Below are 14988 nucleotides of genomic sequence, written 5' to 3' on the forward strand. Positions count from 1 at the left end.
TTCGGATGGCACTCGTGCCGACCTCGCGATTACTTCGCCTTTAAGCTGTCCCATGATTTCTGAATGCCTTCGAACAATTGGGTTTTGTCCACGTTGCCAGCCACATAACCCTGCATCTGGCTGCCGAATTCATTCATGCCGCCGTCCGGGAATTTGTTGAATTCCCAGCTGAGCGCTTTGTTCTCTTGGCTGTACTTCATGACATCGTTCCCCAGATCGCCAAGCGTCTCGCTGTTCGCCTCGATGCTGGTCAGTGCCGGGATGAATTTGAACTCTTCCGTAATGTAGCGTTTACCGGTCTCGGAAGTGACGAGCCAGTTCAGGAATTCCTTGGCTTCGTCCTTCACCTTCGATTTGTTGTTCACGACCCAGTTGTTCGGCACGCCGACCGGAAGCTTGTCGTTCTCTTCGGCGTTGTCATTGATCGGCATCGGCAGAAGGCCGATGTTCAGGTCCGGGTTGATCCCGTCGATCTGCACCTGCGTCCAATTCCCGTTCTGGGTCATGGCCGCTTCACCGCTGGCAAAGGTCGTGATTTCCGTGTTGTAATCCGTCGTCAGCGGGTTCTTCTGGCCGTATTGGACGGTGAGGTCGAACAGTCTCATCCATTCATCGAACTTCGCGTTGCCAACCAGCTTCTCCGTGCCTTCATTCATTCCTTTGACGAATGCATCGGGATCTTCCTGATGGGCGAACGGAATGTTCAGCAAGTGGTTGGCCAAAATCCAGGTTTCCTGGTATCCGTTCACGAATGGCGTAATCCCAGCCGCTTGCAGCTTTTTGGCAGCTTCCTCAAGCTCCGTGAGCGTCTTAGGGAGTTCGGTGATTCCCGCTTGCTCAAACAAGTCTTTGTTATAAATGAATCCGTAACCTTCGATGGTCATCGGTTGTCCGTACAGTTTACCGTCTTTTGTCATCGGTACTTTGGCAACGTCAACAACGTCCTTCACCCATGGCTGGTCCGAGAGATCCTCGACATTCTCAAACCATGTCTCCAGATCGCGATATCCACCGACGTTGAAAATGTCGGGCTCATCGCCGGAAGCGAATTTCGCCTTCAGCGCCGCACCGTAATCGGAGCCGCCGCCAACCGTTTGAATATCCAGCTTGATGCCGGGATGCTCTTTTTCGTACTCGGCCTTCAGTTTGTTCAAAGCCTCGGCGATTTCGACTTTAAATTGAAAAATCTTAATCGTTTTCGTTCCGCCCTCGGCACCGCCTTCAGCGCCTTGGCTGCCGTCCTCATTGTTGCCGCAGGCTGCAAGCAGCGTGGAGAAAGCCAAAACCATGACCAGGAGCAGCTTACCGTATTTCTTCATTGTAAAACCTCCCTTTTTTTTCTATAACATCGTGTCCAGCATTCGTTGATAGCGTTTACTTTTTTAGTATAATCAACCTATTTTCGTTAAATCAGGTATTATATTGATCTTTGAGGGGGAAGGAATTGACCGTTTGGCGGTTATCCCTTCACCGCTCCTTGCGTAATTCCCTCAATGATGTACTTCTGCATGGCCAGAAAGAACAGAATGACCGGCATGATCCCCAGCACCAGCGCCGGGAGGGCCAAATCCCACTGCTTGGTATACTGCCCAAAAAAGGCAAAAGTAGCAATTGGAATCGTCCGAAGCTCGGCAGACTGCAGAATCAGGGATGGCAGCAGGTAGTCATTCCATATCCACAAGGTGTTCAGGATGATCACCGTCACGAACATCGGCTTCATCAGCGGGAAAACCACCCGGAAGAATACGCCGTACCCGCTGGAGCCATCCACGGTCGCGGCTTCCTCGATCTCCATCGGGATCGATTTCACGAAGCCATGGAACAGGAATACGCTCAGCGGAACCCCGAAGCCCAGGTAACAGATAATCAATCCGTACAAGCTGTTGTTAATGCCGAGCGTTGCCGTCACTTTCACGAGCGGAATCATGATCGATTGGAACGGAATGACCATCGCCGCCACAAACAGCGCAAACATGATCTGGTTAAAACGCGTGTTGCGGCGAACCATCTGGTAAGCGGTCATGGCGCTTAACATCGCCAGCAGCAGGTTGCTCGCCACCGTAACGACCAGCGAATTCCAGAACGCCTGCGGGAAGTTCGTGATGTCCCACGCCCGCGAATAGTTGCTCCATTCGAACGTGGTCGGAAGCCCCGCCGAATCGGTTAACAGCTCGCCGAAGGTTTTGACGGAGTTCACGAACAGGAAGTAGAACGGGACTAGGAAGAGCAATGCCACGATGACCATGATGATCTCGGTGGCCATGGTATTCAGCCGGTATTTTCTTGTGGTCTCCATTAGGCTTCAACCTCCTTGCTCTTCGTGAATCGGACTTGCAGGCTTGTTATGATGGCAACCACGATGAAGAATATGACCGCCTTCGCCGTTCCGAGTCCGAGACGGTTATTCGTATAGGCCTCATTGTAAATATTCATGGCCACCGACTCGGTCGAGCCGAACGGGCCGCCTTTGGTCAGGGATAGGTTCAGGTCGAACATTTTGAATGACCAGGAGATCGCCAGGAACAAACATACCGTAACCGCCGGCATCACAAGCGGGATGATAATGGACCGCAGCACCTGCCCCCTGCTCGCCCCGTCGATTTCGGCAGCCTCCAGAATATCCTTTGGCACATTGTTAAGCGAGGAGATATAGATGACCATCAGGTACCCCGCCGTCTGCCATACGAAAACGATTACAATTGCCCAAAAGGCAGTTCCCTTTGTGCCGAGCCAAGGCAGGTTAAAGAATCCGAGGTTCGTGGCATTGCCGATCGCCGCAAACCCTTTGACAAAGATAAACTGCCAGATGAAACCGAGCAGCAGGCCGCCGATGACGTTTGGCATGAAGAAGATCGTCCGCAGCACGTTTCGTGTCTTCAAAGGCTTCGTCAGAAAGTACGCCAGAATAAATCCTAGAAGATTCGTAAGGATGACGCCAAGCACCGTAAAACGGGTCGTAAACCAGAAAGCATCCCGGAATTTATCATCGTTGGTAAAGATGGTAACAAAATTATCAAAGCCGACAAAATCGATTTTGCTTGACACGCCATTCCAGTTCGTGAAGGAATAATAAAGACCCAGGAGGAACGGAATGATCATGATGAGGATGAAAAATATGGTGGAGGGCCCCACGAAAAGAAACTGCTGCAGCAGCGCCGAAGATTTTTTTCGATTCATCCCTTGATCTCCCCTTTTCGTTAAGTTGTTGTATGATGTACAGCTATTATGCGGTAACCTGTAAACAATAAACACGGAGAATCATGAACCGTTAGGTGTAAAATATTGACCATACGCGCTTATGCCCATTCGATAATTCCGAGGTGATCCTTCATGAAATATCGCAGCATCCAGACCCGGCTGATCACGTTCATGCTCGCCGTCACAACCATCCCGCTCCTGCTCTCGTTAATCATCACGTTTACGCATACGCGGGAGTCCGTGAAGGAGCAGACGGTGAACGAAAATGTGCGGCTGATCTATCAAGGAGCGACCAATCTGATGAACTATCTGCGCGGCATCGACCGCGCGTCGCTGTCCGTTTATTCGGATCCCCATTTTTTGCGCAACCTTGCCCTGGATCCCGATAACCACCGGGTCGTAGCCGAGCTGTATGCAACCTTGCAGGCCATCCAAACGGGCACGCAGGACGTTCACCAGATTTATCTGCACAATCAATTGACGGGACAATCCACCCAGATATCCAGCAATCTGCCAAGAAGGGAATTCCGGCAGGCTCCGTACCGCAAAATAGAAGAGTTCGGCGAAGGCAATACAGCCATCGAGCCCGTCCATCAGGTGCATAGTTACGGGTTCCCTCCGCGGCCCGCGGACATCCTGGATTTTGAGGTGATCACTTTCTACCGATCCATCACCAACGTGCCTGCGCCGGACCAATATGCCCTCATGGCCATTGACGTGAAACTCGACAGTATCTTGGCCATATGCGATCAGCTGTATGCTAAAGGGGAAGAGGCGCTATACTTGATTGATAGCAGCGGCAGCATCATATACGGTCCGGATCCGCAGCAGAGAGGTCAAGCACTGGACGATCCTGAGCTTATGGACGTCATCGCTCAAGCGGAAAGAGGATATTATGACGGCGAGGATGCGATGATTGTCTATGAGAAGCTCGATTTGCCTTACGCACCCTGGACGCTCGTCAAGCAAATTCCGCACCAAACGCTGTACAAACATTCGACGGAATTAACGAGCATTAACGCGATTATTGCGATATTAGCGCTATTCATTGTCATATTCGGCACATTATGGATATCGATTCGAATCACAAAACCCATTAAACAGCTCACAACCTATATGAATCAGGTGAAAACCGGGCGGCTCGACGTGAATATTGACGTGACAAGCCCGGATGAGATCGGAATTCTGTCCCGACGCTTCCGAACGATGATGGATACCATCAACAACCTGATCCTGCGCGAGTACCGGCTGGAAATCGCCAATAAAACCAACCAGCTGAAGGCGCTTCAGGCCCAGATCGATCCGCATTTTCTATACAATACGCTCCAGTCCATCGGCACCTTGGCCCTGCAGCACAACGTGCCGAGGATCTATTCCCTGCTCTCTTCGCTGGCGAATATGATGCGCTACAATATGCGCAACAGCGAGGGCAAAGTGACGCTTCAGGATGAGATCAACCATGTGCGGCTGTACCTTGAGCTGCAGAAACAGCGGTTCCGCGATCAGCTGGAAATCATCTGGGATGTGGATCCGGAAAGCCTCACGACCCCGGTTCCGAAGATGATCCTGCAGCCGATCGTTGAGAATTATTTCAAGCATGGCATGAACACGCACGCCGGCGTCGGCCGCATCTCCATCTCCACCCGCATCGCGGAGGATGGCCGCTTGATCGTTGTCATTGAGAATAACGGGGCTTCCATCGAGGAGGCGGAGCTCGCCTCGATCCGCGGCAAACTTGAGACGGCCTTTCATCACCCTGACCGAAACGATGCCGGCGAAGATTCTATCGGGCTGTTGAACGTATACATGCGGTTGAACCTGTACTCCAACAATCATGCTGAATTAACCATAGAGAATGCAGAGCCCCACGGCGTCAAGGTTACGCTCGATATCAAACCACGGGAGAGTGAACACTAGAATGAGAGTATTGATCGTAGATGACGAACAGCACGTTCGGGAAGCTATAGGGCTTCTGGCAGACTGGGAACGGCATGGCATAACGGAGATCGACCAGGCGGCCGACGGCGAGGAAGCGGTAAGGCTAATCGAGGAGAAGAAACCGCAGATTGTCCTGACCGACATGCGGATGCCCCGCAAAAACGGACTTGAGCTGCTGACCTGGCTGCATGCCACGAAACCGGATATTAAAGTGCTTGTCATCAGCGGATACGATGATTTTGAATATGTGCGCCATACCATCCGTTCGGGAGGCATCGATTATATTCTCAAGCCCGTGGATCCGGACAGCTTGAACGAGGCGCTGGCCAAAGCGGTTGAAACCTGGCGGCTTGAGGAAGAGAAACGGCGGCATATGACCAATCAGACTATTGAAATGAATCAGATGACCCCATTCTATATGGACCGCCTGCTCTCGGATCTTGTGAACGGTTACGGCAGCCGGGAAAGCGTCGTCTCTCAATTGCGGAACCGGATGACGCTGCCCGAAACCGGCATGGCTTGCAACGTTGCCGTGCTCCGCGACGATCAATTTGACGAAGCTTTGCTGTCCAAATTCCGCAATAGGCGGCATCTGCTGTCCTTCACCCTCATCAACATTTGCAATGAGCTGTTGAAGGATCGCGGAGTAGCCTTCCGGCATATCGACAAGCCCGGAGAAATCATCCTGCTCTGTTGGAATCCACGTCTTCCCTTTAACGACCTGCTGGATCGAATCAATGACGGGTTCTTCTCCACCCTTCGCAGGCGGAGCCATTTCGGCGCCGCCGAAGCAGGCGCTTTTCCCCAAGATCTGCCCAAGGCTTATTCGACTGCAGTCCAAGCCCTGTGCAGCCGCAATTTACTGACTGGCAAGTCCCACATCCATCGTGAGCGCGCCGTCGAAAGCGAGGGCTCCCGTACCCTGCGGCTCTCCTCCTACGAGGAGGAATTCAAGCTGGCCGCGCTCAGCGGGAGCAAGGAGCGCATCGAGGCGGCCACGGCAGAGTGGCTGCAAGAGGTTCGCGAGAGGGATCTTGTTTCTCCCGAGCATCTGATGAGGTGGAATTCGGAATGGGACTGGATCCAGTATCACTGGACGGAAAATGAAGTGAAAAGCACGCAGGAGCCCGTCGAGGACGCTGAAATTTCGCAGGACCTTCCCTCCGCGCTCCCTTACAGCGAGGATGGCATGATTTGCTGGGACCGCTGGCGCGAACAGATCAGCGGAAGGCTCTACGCGGCATCCCGGGTCCTTACCCAGATCCATTCGAAGGACAGTCACATCATTCATGACATAGCCCAATATTTGGAGCAGCACTATCATGATGAGATTTCGCTGCAGCAGATCGCAGGCAAGTTTTTTCTTAGCAGGGAGTACATCTCCCGTAAATTCAAGCAGGAATTCGGCGTGACGTTATCGGATTTCCTCGGTCGGATTCGAATCGAGAAAGCCAAAACGCTGCTGCTCAATCCCCAAATTCGGATTGCCCAGATCGCGGAGATGGTCGGTTACCAGGACGAGAAATATTTTAGCAAAGTGTTCAAGAAGATGGAGGGTTTCACGCCGAACGAATATCGCAAGAAGCATATGAATTAAGGAAACGATAACCCCCTTTCTTTTGGCTGCTGGCTCGTTATCCATTCTTTTGGGTATATTCTATATAGTCCAGACTGATATCAGGAGGAGATTGTATGTACCGCACGAACCCGTACCGCTGGTGGAACCTGCTGTTTTTCCTCGGGGTTATCACCGTGAACGTGTTATCGGGCATGCTGCCGCTGGGTGGCAGAACGACCGGGGAGATATCGGATATGTATTATACGGCGATCACTCCCGCAGGGTATGCCTTTTCCATATGGTCCGTCATCTATGTGCTGCTGCTCTTTTTTGTCATCTACCAGCTGCGCCGCGACTCCGGAAACCGGGATTCCGTCAAATCCATCGGTCCATGGTTTATTCTCAGCTGCGTATTCAATATGGCCTGGCTTGTACTATGGCACTATTTGTATATTGAATGGTCTGTCGTTGTGATGTTATTGCTGCTGCTGACCCTATGGGTTCTATATGTGCGCACGCATGCGATAGACTATCCGACGCCCGGCGAGAGATTCTGCCTGAAGCTGCCGTTCAGCCTATATATCGGCTGGGTGTGCCCTGCCTTTATCGTCAATGTCGGGATCGTGTTCCAAAAGAATGGCTGGAGCCTCTTCGGGCTGCGCGAATCCGCTTTGGGTATCGCCCTGCTCTGCGTAGGCGCTTTACTCGCCATCCTGATCGGACTGCGATACCGGGACGGCATCGTACCGCTGGTCTTCACCTGGGCTTACATCGCCATCGCCGCCGAGCATCGGGAGACCGACAGTATTTTAATGACCGCCTTCGTGCTCTCGATTATCTTGTTTGTATTTGCCATATGGCTCTTCTTCACGCGCAATCGAAGACGATCCCGGTATTAAAGCCCGGATTCATCGGCTCGTTCTTCAGAATTTTCATCGAAAGGATTTGGAACAAGCAAAAGGAGCTTTGCCGACGCAGGCAAAGCTCCTTGTACGTTCATATCGTTTAATTCTTAACGGCTATAACCTCGATCTCTACCAATCCGTCCTTCGGCAGACGAGCAACCTCCACGGCACTGCGCGCAGGATACGGCTCGGAGAAGAAACTGCCGTACACTTCGTTCACCGCCGCGAAATCGTTCATATCCTTCAGGAATACCGTGGTTTTAACCACTTGATCCAGGCTTGTCCCGGCAGCTTCAAGGATTGCCTTGACATTGCTAAGCGAAAGCTTCGCTTGTTCCTGGACCCCTTCACCGAATTCTCCTGTTTCCGGATTCAATCCCAGCTGGCCTGAAGTATATACGAATCCGTTGATTTCTACAGCTTGGCTGTATGGTCCGATGGCTCCCGGGGCTTTGTCGGTCGATATGATATGTTTACTCATGATATATCACCCTTTCTATGTATTCCTATATGTGTACATTGTAATCCGCCGCGGGTTCTCTGGCAAATTTAATCAGCGGCCTCGCCTAGAACATGCATCACTTCATTGGTGTATACATGATGGCCTTTCATATCCGTTAGACCGATGTTCACCATGGACCTGGCGACCTTCTGCGCCGGAATGGCCCGGTATGGGGCAAGCTTCGGACCCCTGAATGCAAAGTCGAGGGAAGTCATCAGAAGCGAAGCCGCCCGCTCCCCAAACCGCCGTTCGGGTCTCTCCCCCAGCAATAACGACGGTCTGAACAGATGCAGCCCCCGGAAACCGATTCCGGCCAACCGTTCTTCAACCTCTCCCTTGGTGCGAAGATAGAAATTACGAACCTTCGGATTGGCGCCTACGGAGCTGACCGCCATAAATTGCCTCACTCCGTTCTGCTTGGCCAGCTCTGCCGCCTTGATGACATAGTCCACATCCACTTTACGGAACTGCTGCTGGGACCCCGCTTTCCTGATTGTGGTCCCCAGACAGCAATACACGCTATGGACGCCGGAAAAAGCGTCGCCGTATCGTTCCAGCTGGTCCCACTCCACCAGGATGGGCAGCAGCTTGGGATGCGTGACCTCCGGGAGTCTTCGCACCAGCACGCGCACCTCATCAAGCTCCCCGCGGCCCAGCAGCTCGTCGGTTACCGAACGCCCCACAAGCCCCGTGGCCCCGACTACGAGTGCAACCTTTCCCAACGAAACCCCTCCTTTTCGTTCATCATATGAAATATCCATGACATGAAAGACATCGGCTGCCTGCCGTTCTTCTAAGCGGAACGAAGCACTCTCCGCCCCACCGTCAAAGCAATCAGTACCATCAACACGCCCACCGCGGTTTGAAAACCATATCGGGATACCCAGTCGGGCGCATGTGCAATCCCTTTGAATATGAGACCGCCCAGCATGGGACCGAGAAAAGAGGCAAACCCCGTGATGGAGGAGTATACGGCAATGAACATCGGCCGTTCGCTTTTCGGCGTATCTCCGATCATGAAGTTAAAGGCAAGCTGGTTAAAGCCGCCTACGCCGGCACCAAGCAGCATATGCGATAACAGCAGCACCGGAATTACGGACAGGACGGACAGCAAGCCCCATGTCAAGCACGACCCCGCAATCAGCGGCAATGTCCAATAGAGCAAGGTTCTGTTGCTGAAACGCGCATTCAAATTTCCCCATACGTAGAAACCGATCATCATGATCACGGTCTGCGCAACGGTCATGATGGATACGATCGAATACGAAATATGCAGAACGTCCAGCATGGCGTACGAGTAGAGCGGAACAATCAACGTCTGCAGAAAGAGCCAACCAGCCAGAAACAGCGTAGATTTGATAAACGTGGTATCCGACAGCGGCTTGCGGATCATCGCCCTAAACTGACGCTCGCTCGAATGCTCGAAGGGAGGATCAGGATACAAGAAGAACATGGATAAGTTCGCAGCGATGGCAATCCAAGAAATCATAAACAGAATCAGGAAGCCCCCGCCGCCGGGATAACGGTCCAGGATGATCCCGCCAACAAACAGGGTCAGGGCTCCGAGCGCATTCAGGATGGTATTGCGTATGCCGAAATAACGTCCCCGCACTTTGGCCGGCACCATGTCGCTAATCAGCGAGGTCCACAGCATGCCGGATACGGTATTGGCAATAAAGGCGCCCATATAAAGGATCATAAACACCGGAACCCACCATCGTTCCGGAAAAATAAACGGGATCAGGCCCGTAGCCCCCCACAACATGCGGTGCATAAAGGTAAACACAATCATTGCTTTCTTGCGGTACTGCAAGCGCTGGATCAGGTACGCAACCAGAATCTGAAGCACGTTGAACAGCGTGGTGACGGCCAGAACAAAACCAACCTCACTGGATTCCGCGCCTAAGTACAATAAGTACCCTGTCAAAAAGGGGCCGCCCAGCAGCGTCTGCAAAATGATCGCCGGAACCCCTTCCCATGTGGCCGTCATCAAATGTTTGCGTTGATGCGAAACCTGTTTGCGCGGCTTGTGAATAACCTGGACAGCCTTGATGTTGATACACTCCTTCGATGTCTTCAAATGGGCTGATCAAACTTCCTTTTGACCTCATTCTACACCGCATCGGACCCAAGTCAATATGACTTTTGAAATATAAAACTCACATGAATTTCTCATTGCATATTACCTGGACAGACAGGCTTAAAAAGTCAAAAAAAGAGCGCAAATCAGGCTCGATTTGCACTCTTTCTCCATGCGGTTATGAAACTGGCCAGCGGTTTCCATTCCCTGCCGAGCCAGCCGGAGGACTCGGAAGATTCTTCCGCCATGAAGCCCGCGGCGGGCGCTGCCGCCTGCTGACTGTCCGTGACAGGGAGAATCTCCTCGTTCGTCATCTCATAGTATCCCAAATGATAGGTGCTGACCATGTCTCCGTGTAAGGTAAACACCTTGCCGTCACGAATATCGATCACCTTGCCGGTCACAACACGGGATTCCAACATGATTCGTACTGCCTCCCTTATCGTCTTGTGGACTAGTCGCGGTATCTTGCACTCCAATCCGTATATTCGCGCTCCGCCGCGTCCTTCGTATGCCCGTAGCGTTCCTGCAGCTTGCCAACCAATTTATCTTTCTCGCCGTCGATCACATCAAGATCGTCATCCGTCAATTTGCCCCATTGCTTCTTCGCTTCACCCTTCATCTGCTTCCATTTCCCTTTAAATACGTTGCTATCCATAAATATCAGCTCCTCTTAGCGTAATGGATGATGAATTGTATCATTGCCTGTACTTGTGTATACCCGTCAGGAGTTTCTCTGAATCCTGGCAAACGATGACAACGGGGAGTTTCCGCTCTCGAACCATACCTCAAAGTGCCGCATGCAAAAAGCTGCCGCCGTGGACTTCAACCATCCGTGGCAGCAGCTTGGATTGTACAGAGATATCCATTTTCATAGCATAAGGCAGAAATTAAACTTCCCTATCAGCCTTTCAGTTTGATGACGGCTCCCTCCCTTTCCCTCTCCTTATCCTTCTCCTCCTCTTTATCCTCGCCAACCAGCTCTCTGGCGGAGGCTTTGAATTCGGACAATGTGCGTCCAACTGCCCGGCCGAGCTCGGGCAGCTTGGAAGGGCCGAACAGAATGAGCACGACTATCAAGATCATCATCAATCCGACGAAACCGACATTTTGGAACATAGAACCCAACTCCTTTAATATGTGATGGTAACGGTTCATGTTGAAAGCCAGCGGCTATTCGATCCGCCGCTTCGCGAAACGAGGACAACTTACTTTTTCTTATCCTTATTCGGGTATACGGCTACGGCCTCAATCTCAATCAACCAATCGGCATTCACAAGACCGGCTACCCCCACGGTGGAACGCGCAGGCTTAACCGGATTCTCCTTCGTATTAAAGAATTGGGCGTATGCGTCAAACCAGCCGGTATAATCAAAGGTCCCGTTCTTCGCTGCATCCGGGGTCAAGTACACTCTCAAATAGACGACATCCTTCATCGTCAATCCCTGCTCCTTCAGCTGCTTCTCGATTTCCTTCAGGATGCCGATCCCCTGGGTTTTCGTATCGCCATAGCGTTCATAAACCGTTTTGCCATCTTTGTTCAACAATGGCGGAACCGTCCCGCTCGTATAGAGATAAGAGGAACCCTCCGGCACGACTACCCCGCTGGAGATCGAGGATGTAGGACTGCCGTAAAATTGGGGGGCCGGCAAAGCTTTGGCCGGCTTCTTATGGGCAGAAGCACCGTCGGCATATGCGGTTACGCTTACGGCACTGAACAGCATGGCGAGTGCCAGGAACGTCTTCAGTTTATTTTTCATGGGTTATGGACTCCCTTCTCCATTATGATTTCATGACGCGTTGATGGATATCGGTTACGACCTCGCGGGCGGACTCGATGGCGCCTGCCTGCCAGGCCGTAATGTAGCTGATATGCTCCCCTGCCAGGTAAATGCGGTTATCCGGCTTGCAGAGGGTCGGGTAGTAGGTTTTCCTATCATTGGCGGAATAGGATACCCAGCCACCCTCCTGGTATTGGGTCTTCTTCCAGTCGATCGAGAAGGAGGCCTCGAACTCCTTCGGATACTGCGGATGGATCTTGGCCCCCTGCGTCAATGCCAGTTTCTCGCGCTCGGCATACGACATGCTGCCGAGTTTATCGGCGATGCCCCCGTACGCATAATAGCCGAGCAGGATCCCCTTCTTCCCGAAATAGTCTGTCGGCGGATAGTAGATTTGCGTAATGTCCATATTCGTCAAGCTGCTGCCGCCGTACAGATACTCGTCTTCTTCCCAGAAACGGCGCTTGAACTGCAAACCGATTTTACCTGCGGAGGCGTAGCCCACGCTGCCGATGGCTTTGGACATCTCCGGCGAGAAGTCGGCCGGGATCTTCTTCAATACCGTCAACGGTATGGTGCAGATGCAGTAATCCCCGCGTACTTCCTGGTCTCTGCCGGAATGGCCGTCCGCATACACAATCCGCACGCCGGAGGAGGACTGGCGAATTTCCTTTACCTCGGCCCGGTACTTGATCCGGCTGCCTACCCGTTTCTCAAATGCCTTGACGATGGCGTCCATGCCGCCTATGGGGTGAAACATCATCATCTGCTGGTCGTAACCGTATTCGTTGCTGAAATATTTGCCGAAGCCGGAATTGATGATGGCCTTCAAATCGAACGGATCGCGGAGAACGCCGGCATCCAGTCGGCTTCCCGGTTCATCCTTATACCCGCCGCGCTCCGATCCCTTGTAGAACAGGTCCGGATTCAGATCGCCTTCGGCCTTCAGATAATCCACCAGCTTCAGCTTCTCTTCCGCCGTCAGCGGCAGATCCAGCGCATTTTGATTCACGGCTTTGGCCAGCATCTCGGCCACGTAACCGCGTACGTCGGCTTTGGCTGCACGCTTGGGGACGCGCTGTCCGGACAAAGCCCCCACGTTCTCGTTATAGTAATAGCCGCTCTCGTTCACGTTGTTGAAGGGCTCGATGGCTACGCCAAACTTCTTGCAATAATCCAGCGTGACGTGAAACTGCGGAATCCGCATCGGGCCTGCATTGAAATACAGTCCGTTATCAAAACGGGAAGTCTGACGACCGGATCCGATCTCCGACACGGAGGTTCCTTTGCGGATCGTCCAGTTACGCCCGCCGGCAAAGCTCTTTGCCTCCAATATCGTGCAGTCGTAACCTGCCAGACCAAGCTCATACGCTGCCGTCAGGCCCGCGATCCCTGCGCCGAGAATAACGATCTTCTTGCCGCCCCGGCCGCTGAGATGCAGGTCATTCTTTCCGGGTGGGGTATATTCCGCGGCTTTCAACGTTTCCGGCGTAAGGAGCCCCATCGTACCCATCAAGCTGAAGACGGCGACAGATCCGCCCACCTTGCCAACGGTCGTCAGAAATTGTCTCCGGGTCATCTCTTTTGGTTGTTCTTTTGTAGCCACCCTCGTTCACTCCTTCGCTAGTTTGGGATTGGATTGGATTCATGAGCCGATCTTAGCAGAGAAAACAAAGTTTGACTTAAATCTTGTTAGAATTCCTCACACATTTTTTTATTTTTTGAAAAATGATTGCTTTTTCACTTTCTTTTTCATAAAATCATGTCATAAATCCTTCCAAAAAGGAATGGATTCACCCAAATTATTACCGTTTTATCTTCTTTGGTTTTAATCCCAAGCCATTAACAAAGCTCAGGGTTAACAATACTTACATAGGAGGTAAAGAGCATGGAGAGTAAGGTGATGAGTATTGGGGTTGTTTGCGAACTGACCGGATTGACCGAAAGGCAAATCCGGTATTACGAGGAACGCAAGCTCATATTTCCGGAGCGTACGAAGGGAGGAAACCGCAGATATTCTTTTGAGGATGTGAAGAGCATTCAGGAAATCCATCAAAAAATGCAGGAGGGATTTAATACGTTTGAACTGAAGGAATTGAATAAATCGAAAAAACAGCGCTGCACGCCGATCTTCCGATGATGACCAAAGGAGTGACGAAGTCTATGGAGTTCAAGAATACCATGACGCTGCTCGAGCACATCGCCGAACTTAGAAAGCGAATCCTTCTGGTAGCCGCCGTCTTTCTCCTAAGCATGGCGGCAGGCCTGTTCGCCGCACCCCATGTGTTATCCATGTTAAAGCACCATTCGCCCGCCTTTCAGGTAACCTGGAACGTATTCTCGCCCTGGGACGGTCTCCGCATCTATATGAGCATCAGCATCGTATTGTCTCTGCTTCCTACCCTGCCGTTCGCCCTGCATCAAATCTGGCTGTTTGTCAATCAGGGACTGAACGGCCGCGAGCAGAAAGCGGCCCTTCGGTTTATCCCCTTCTCTGCGTTATGTTTTCTCATAGGGGTCGCGTTTGCGTACTTTGTCGTTTTTCCGATGAGCCTCGCTTTTACGACGGGAATCAACAGTCAGATGGACCTCGTCGAGACGTACGGCGTCGCCCAGTACTTCGGTTTCATGTTCAATATCATCATCCCGCTGTCTCTTGCCTTCGAGCTGCCTGTCATCGTCCTGTTTCTGACGCGAATAGGAATATTAAGCCCGGCTATCCTGCATACCATGAGGCGCTACGCCTACGTCGTTTTGGTTATCGTTGCGGCGCTGATCTCGCCGCCTGACCTCGTATCGCACCTAATGGTTGCCGTCCCGCTCATCGGTCTATATGAAATCAGCACATGGCTGGCAGGCTGGATGCATCGCAAGGGGAAGCATGCAGAGCATGAAGAAGGTACGGAAATCGATACGGCTCACCAGATGATCTGATATCCTTGTTTTTTCCTGTCAGCTCCTGCAAGGAATCAGCATGATAAACGTGCTGGACTGCAGCATTTGGCAGCATGTAGACGACATACCCG

The 14988-nt window shown here is 52.1% G+C and carries 16 protein-coding genes; 5 read left to right on the top strand and 11 right to left on the bottom strand.

Features of this window, described 5'->3' with window-relative positions:
- Positions 1-29: 29 nt before the first annotated feature.
- The 3 genes from JNUCC32_RS21685 to JNUCC32_RS21695 all read right to left on the bottom strand — a co-directional run bounded on the left by JNUCC32_RS21685 (position 30) and on the right by JNUCC32_RS21695 (position 3177).
- Complete coding sequence (locus JNUCC32_RS21685; RefSeq protein WP_096777104.1) at positions 30-1319, bottom strand: ABC transporter substrate-binding protein; 1290 nt, start codon at positions 1317-1319, stop codon at positions 30-32.
- 140 nt (positions 1320-1459) lie between these two features.
- Entirely contained in the window at positions 1460-2296 is an 837-nt protein-coding gene (locus tag JNUCC32_RS21690; protein WP_012818896.1) for a carbohydrate ABC transporter permease, read from the bottom strand.
- Entirely contained in the window at positions 2296-3177 is an 882-nt protein-coding gene (locus JNUCC32_RS21695; protein WP_009593034.1) for a carbohydrate ABC transporter permease, read from the bottom strand. Before JNUCC32_RS21695 ends, JNUCC32_RS21690 begins: the two co-directional genes overlap by 1 nt.
- Positions 3178-3330: 153 nt before the next feature.
- Here JNUCC32_RS21695 and JNUCC32_RS21700 point away from each other — a divergent pair, with 153 nt between their 5' ends.
- From JNUCC32_RS21700 to JNUCC32_RS21710, 3 genes are all read left to right on the top strand, one after another.
- Complete coding sequence (locus tag JNUCC32_RS21700; protein WP_012818895.1) at positions 3331-5115, top strand: sensor histidine kinase; 1785 nt, start codon at positions 3331-3333, stop codon at positions 5113-5115.
- A 1-nt stretch (position 5116) separates the two neighbouring features.
- Positions 5117-6733: a response regulator gene (locus JNUCC32_RS21705; protein ID WP_192569805.1), complete on the top strand. Its 1617-nt coding sequence runs from the start codon at positions 5117-5119 to the stop codon at positions 6731-6733.
- Between the two features lie 95 nt (positions 6734-6828).
- Positions 6829-7593 carry a tryptophan-rich sensory protein gene (locus tag JNUCC32_RS21710; RefSeq protein WP_192569806.1) on the top strand — a complete coding sequence of 255 codons (765 nt, stop codon included), beginning with the start codon at positions 6829-6831 and terminating at the stop codon, positions 7591-7593.
- 106 nt (positions 7594-7699) lie between these two features.
- On the opposite strand, the gene JNUCC32_RS21715 is transcribed toward JNUCC32_RS21710, so the two are convergent.
- The 8 genes from JNUCC32_RS21715 to JNUCC32_RS21750 form a co-directional block, all read right to left on the bottom strand.
- Positions 7700-8080, bottom strand: coding sequence for a RidA family protein (locus JNUCC32_RS21715; protein WP_009593048.1), 381 nt, complete (start codon positions 8078-8080; stop codon positions 7700-7702).
- A 68-nt stretch (positions 8081-8148) separates the two neighbouring features.
- Positions 8149-8823, bottom strand: a complete 675-nt coding sequence (locus JNUCC32_RS21720) for an NAD(P)H-binding protein (RefSeq protein WP_096777108.1) — start codon at positions 8821-8823, stop codon at positions 8149-8151.
- Between the two features lie 71 nt (positions 8824-8894).
- Complete coding sequence (locus JNUCC32_RS21725) at positions 8895-10181, bottom strand: MFS transporter (RefSeq protein WP_192569807.1); 1287 nt, start codon at positions 10179-10181, stop codon at positions 8895-8897.
- A gap of 146 nt (positions 10182-10327) precedes the next feature.
- Positions 10328-10603, bottom strand: a complete 276-nt coding sequence (locus JNUCC32_RS21730) for a hypothetical protein (RefSeq protein ID WP_012818890.1) — start codon at positions 10601-10603, stop codon at positions 10328-10330.
- Between the two features lie 32 nt (positions 10604-10635).
- Complete coding sequence (locus JNUCC32_RS21735) at positions 10636-10839, bottom strand: CsbD family protein (RefSeq protein WP_009593042.1); 204 nt, start codon at positions 10837-10839, stop codon at positions 10636-10638.
- A gap of 245 nt (positions 10840-11084) precedes the next feature.
- Complete coding sequence (locus JNUCC32_RS21740; RefSeq protein ID WP_012818889.1) at positions 11085-11300, bottom strand: twin-arginine translocase TatA/TatE family subunit; 216 nt, start codon at positions 11298-11300, stop codon at positions 11085-11087.
- Between the two features lie 89 nt (positions 11301-11389).
- On the bottom strand, positions 11390-11941 hold the full coding sequence (locus tag JNUCC32_RS21745; RefSeq protein ID WP_192569808.1) for a RidA family protein: 552 nt from the start codon (positions 11939-11941) through the stop codon (positions 11390-11392).
- A 22-nt stretch (positions 11942-11963) separates the two neighbouring features.
- Positions 11964-13568 (bottom strand): flavin monoamine oxidase family protein, encoded by a 1605-nt coding sequence (locus JNUCC32_RS21750; RefSeq protein WP_096777111.1) that lies wholly within the window; start codon positions 13566-13568, stop codon positions 11964-11966.
- Between the two features lie 282 nt (positions 13569-13850).
- Here JNUCC32_RS21750 and JNUCC32_RS21755 point away from each other — a divergent pair, with 282 nt between their 5' ends.
- Together JNUCC32_RS21755 and tatC are read left to right on the top strand one after the other, a co-directional pair.
- Positions 13851-14102, top strand: a complete 252-nt coding sequence (locus JNUCC32_RS21755) for a MerR family transcriptional regulator (RefSeq protein WP_012818886.1) — start codon at positions 13851-13853, stop codon at positions 14100-14102.
- Positions 14103-14125: 23 nt separating this feature from the next.
- Positions 14126-14896, top strand: coding sequence for a twin-arginine translocase subunit TatC (tatC, locus tag JNUCC32_RS21760; RefSeq protein ID WP_012818885.1), 771 nt, complete (start codon positions 14126-14128; stop codon positions 14894-14896).
- The last annotated feature ends 92 nt before the right edge of the window (positions 14897-14988 follow it).

Origin of the sequence: Paenibacillus sp. JNUCC32, from assembly GCF_014863545.1 — a bacterium.
Lineage (GTDB): Bacteria > Bacillota > Bacilli > Paenibacillales > Paenibacillaceae > Paenibacillus_AQ > Paenibacillus_AQ lautus_A.

What these genes read in the sequence shown, in the direction of transcription:
- JNUCC32_RS21685 (WP_096777104.1), bottom strand. Translation starts at nt 1,319, where the DNA reads ATGAAGAAATACGGTAAGCTGCTCCTGGTCATGGTTTTGGCTTTCTCC.
- JNUCC32_RS21690 (WP_012818896.1), bottom strand. Translation starts at nt 2,296, where the DNA reads ATGGAGACCACAAGAAAATACCGGCTGAATACCATGGCCACCGAGATC.
- JNUCC32_RS21695 (WP_009593034.1), bottom strand. Translation starts at nt 3,177, where the DNA reads ATGAATCGAAAAAAATCTTCGGCGCTGCTGCAGCAGTTTCTTTTCGTG.
- JNUCC32_RS21700 (WP_012818895.1), top strand. Translation starts at nt 3,331, where the DNA reads ATGAAATATCGCAGCATCCAGACCCGGCTGATCACGTTCATGCTCGCC.
- JNUCC32_RS21705 (WP_192569805.1), top strand. Translation starts at nt 5,117, where the DNA reads ATGAGAGTATTGATCGTAGATGACGAACAGCACGTTCGGGAAGCTATA.
- JNUCC32_RS21710 (WP_192569806.1), top strand. Translation starts at nt 6,829, where the DNA reads ATGTACCGCACGAACCCGTACCGCTGGTGGAACCTGCTGTTTTTCCTC.
- JNUCC32_RS21715 (WP_009593048.1), bottom strand. Translation starts at nt 8,080, where the DNA reads ATGAGTAAACATATCATATCGACCGACAAAGCCCCGGGAGCCATCGGA.
- JNUCC32_RS21730 (WP_012818890.1), bottom strand. Translation starts at nt 10,603, where the DNA reads ATGTTGGAATCCCGTGTTGTGACCGGCAAGGTGATCGATATTCGTGAC.
- JNUCC32_RS21735 (WP_009593042.1), bottom strand. Translation starts at nt 10,839, where the DNA reads ATGGATAGCAACGTATTTAAAGGGAAATGGAAGCAGATGAAGGGTGAA.
- JNUCC32_RS21740 (WP_012818889.1), bottom strand. Translation starts at nt 11,300, where the DNA reads ATGTTCCAAAATGTCGGTTTCGTCGGATTGATGATGATCTTGATAGTC.
- JNUCC32_RS21745 (WP_192569808.1), bottom strand. Translation starts at nt 11,941, where the DNA reads ATGAAAAATAAACTGAAGACGTTCCTGGCACTCGCCATGCTGTTCAGT.
- JNUCC32_RS21755 (WP_012818886.1), top strand. Translation starts at nt 13,851, where the DNA reads ATGGAGAGTAAGGTGATGAGTATTGGGGTTGTTTGCGAACTGACCGGA.
- tatC (WP_012818885.1), top strand. Translation starts at nt 14,126, where the DNA reads ATGGAGTTCAAGAATACCATGACGCTGCTCGAGCACATCGCCGAACTT.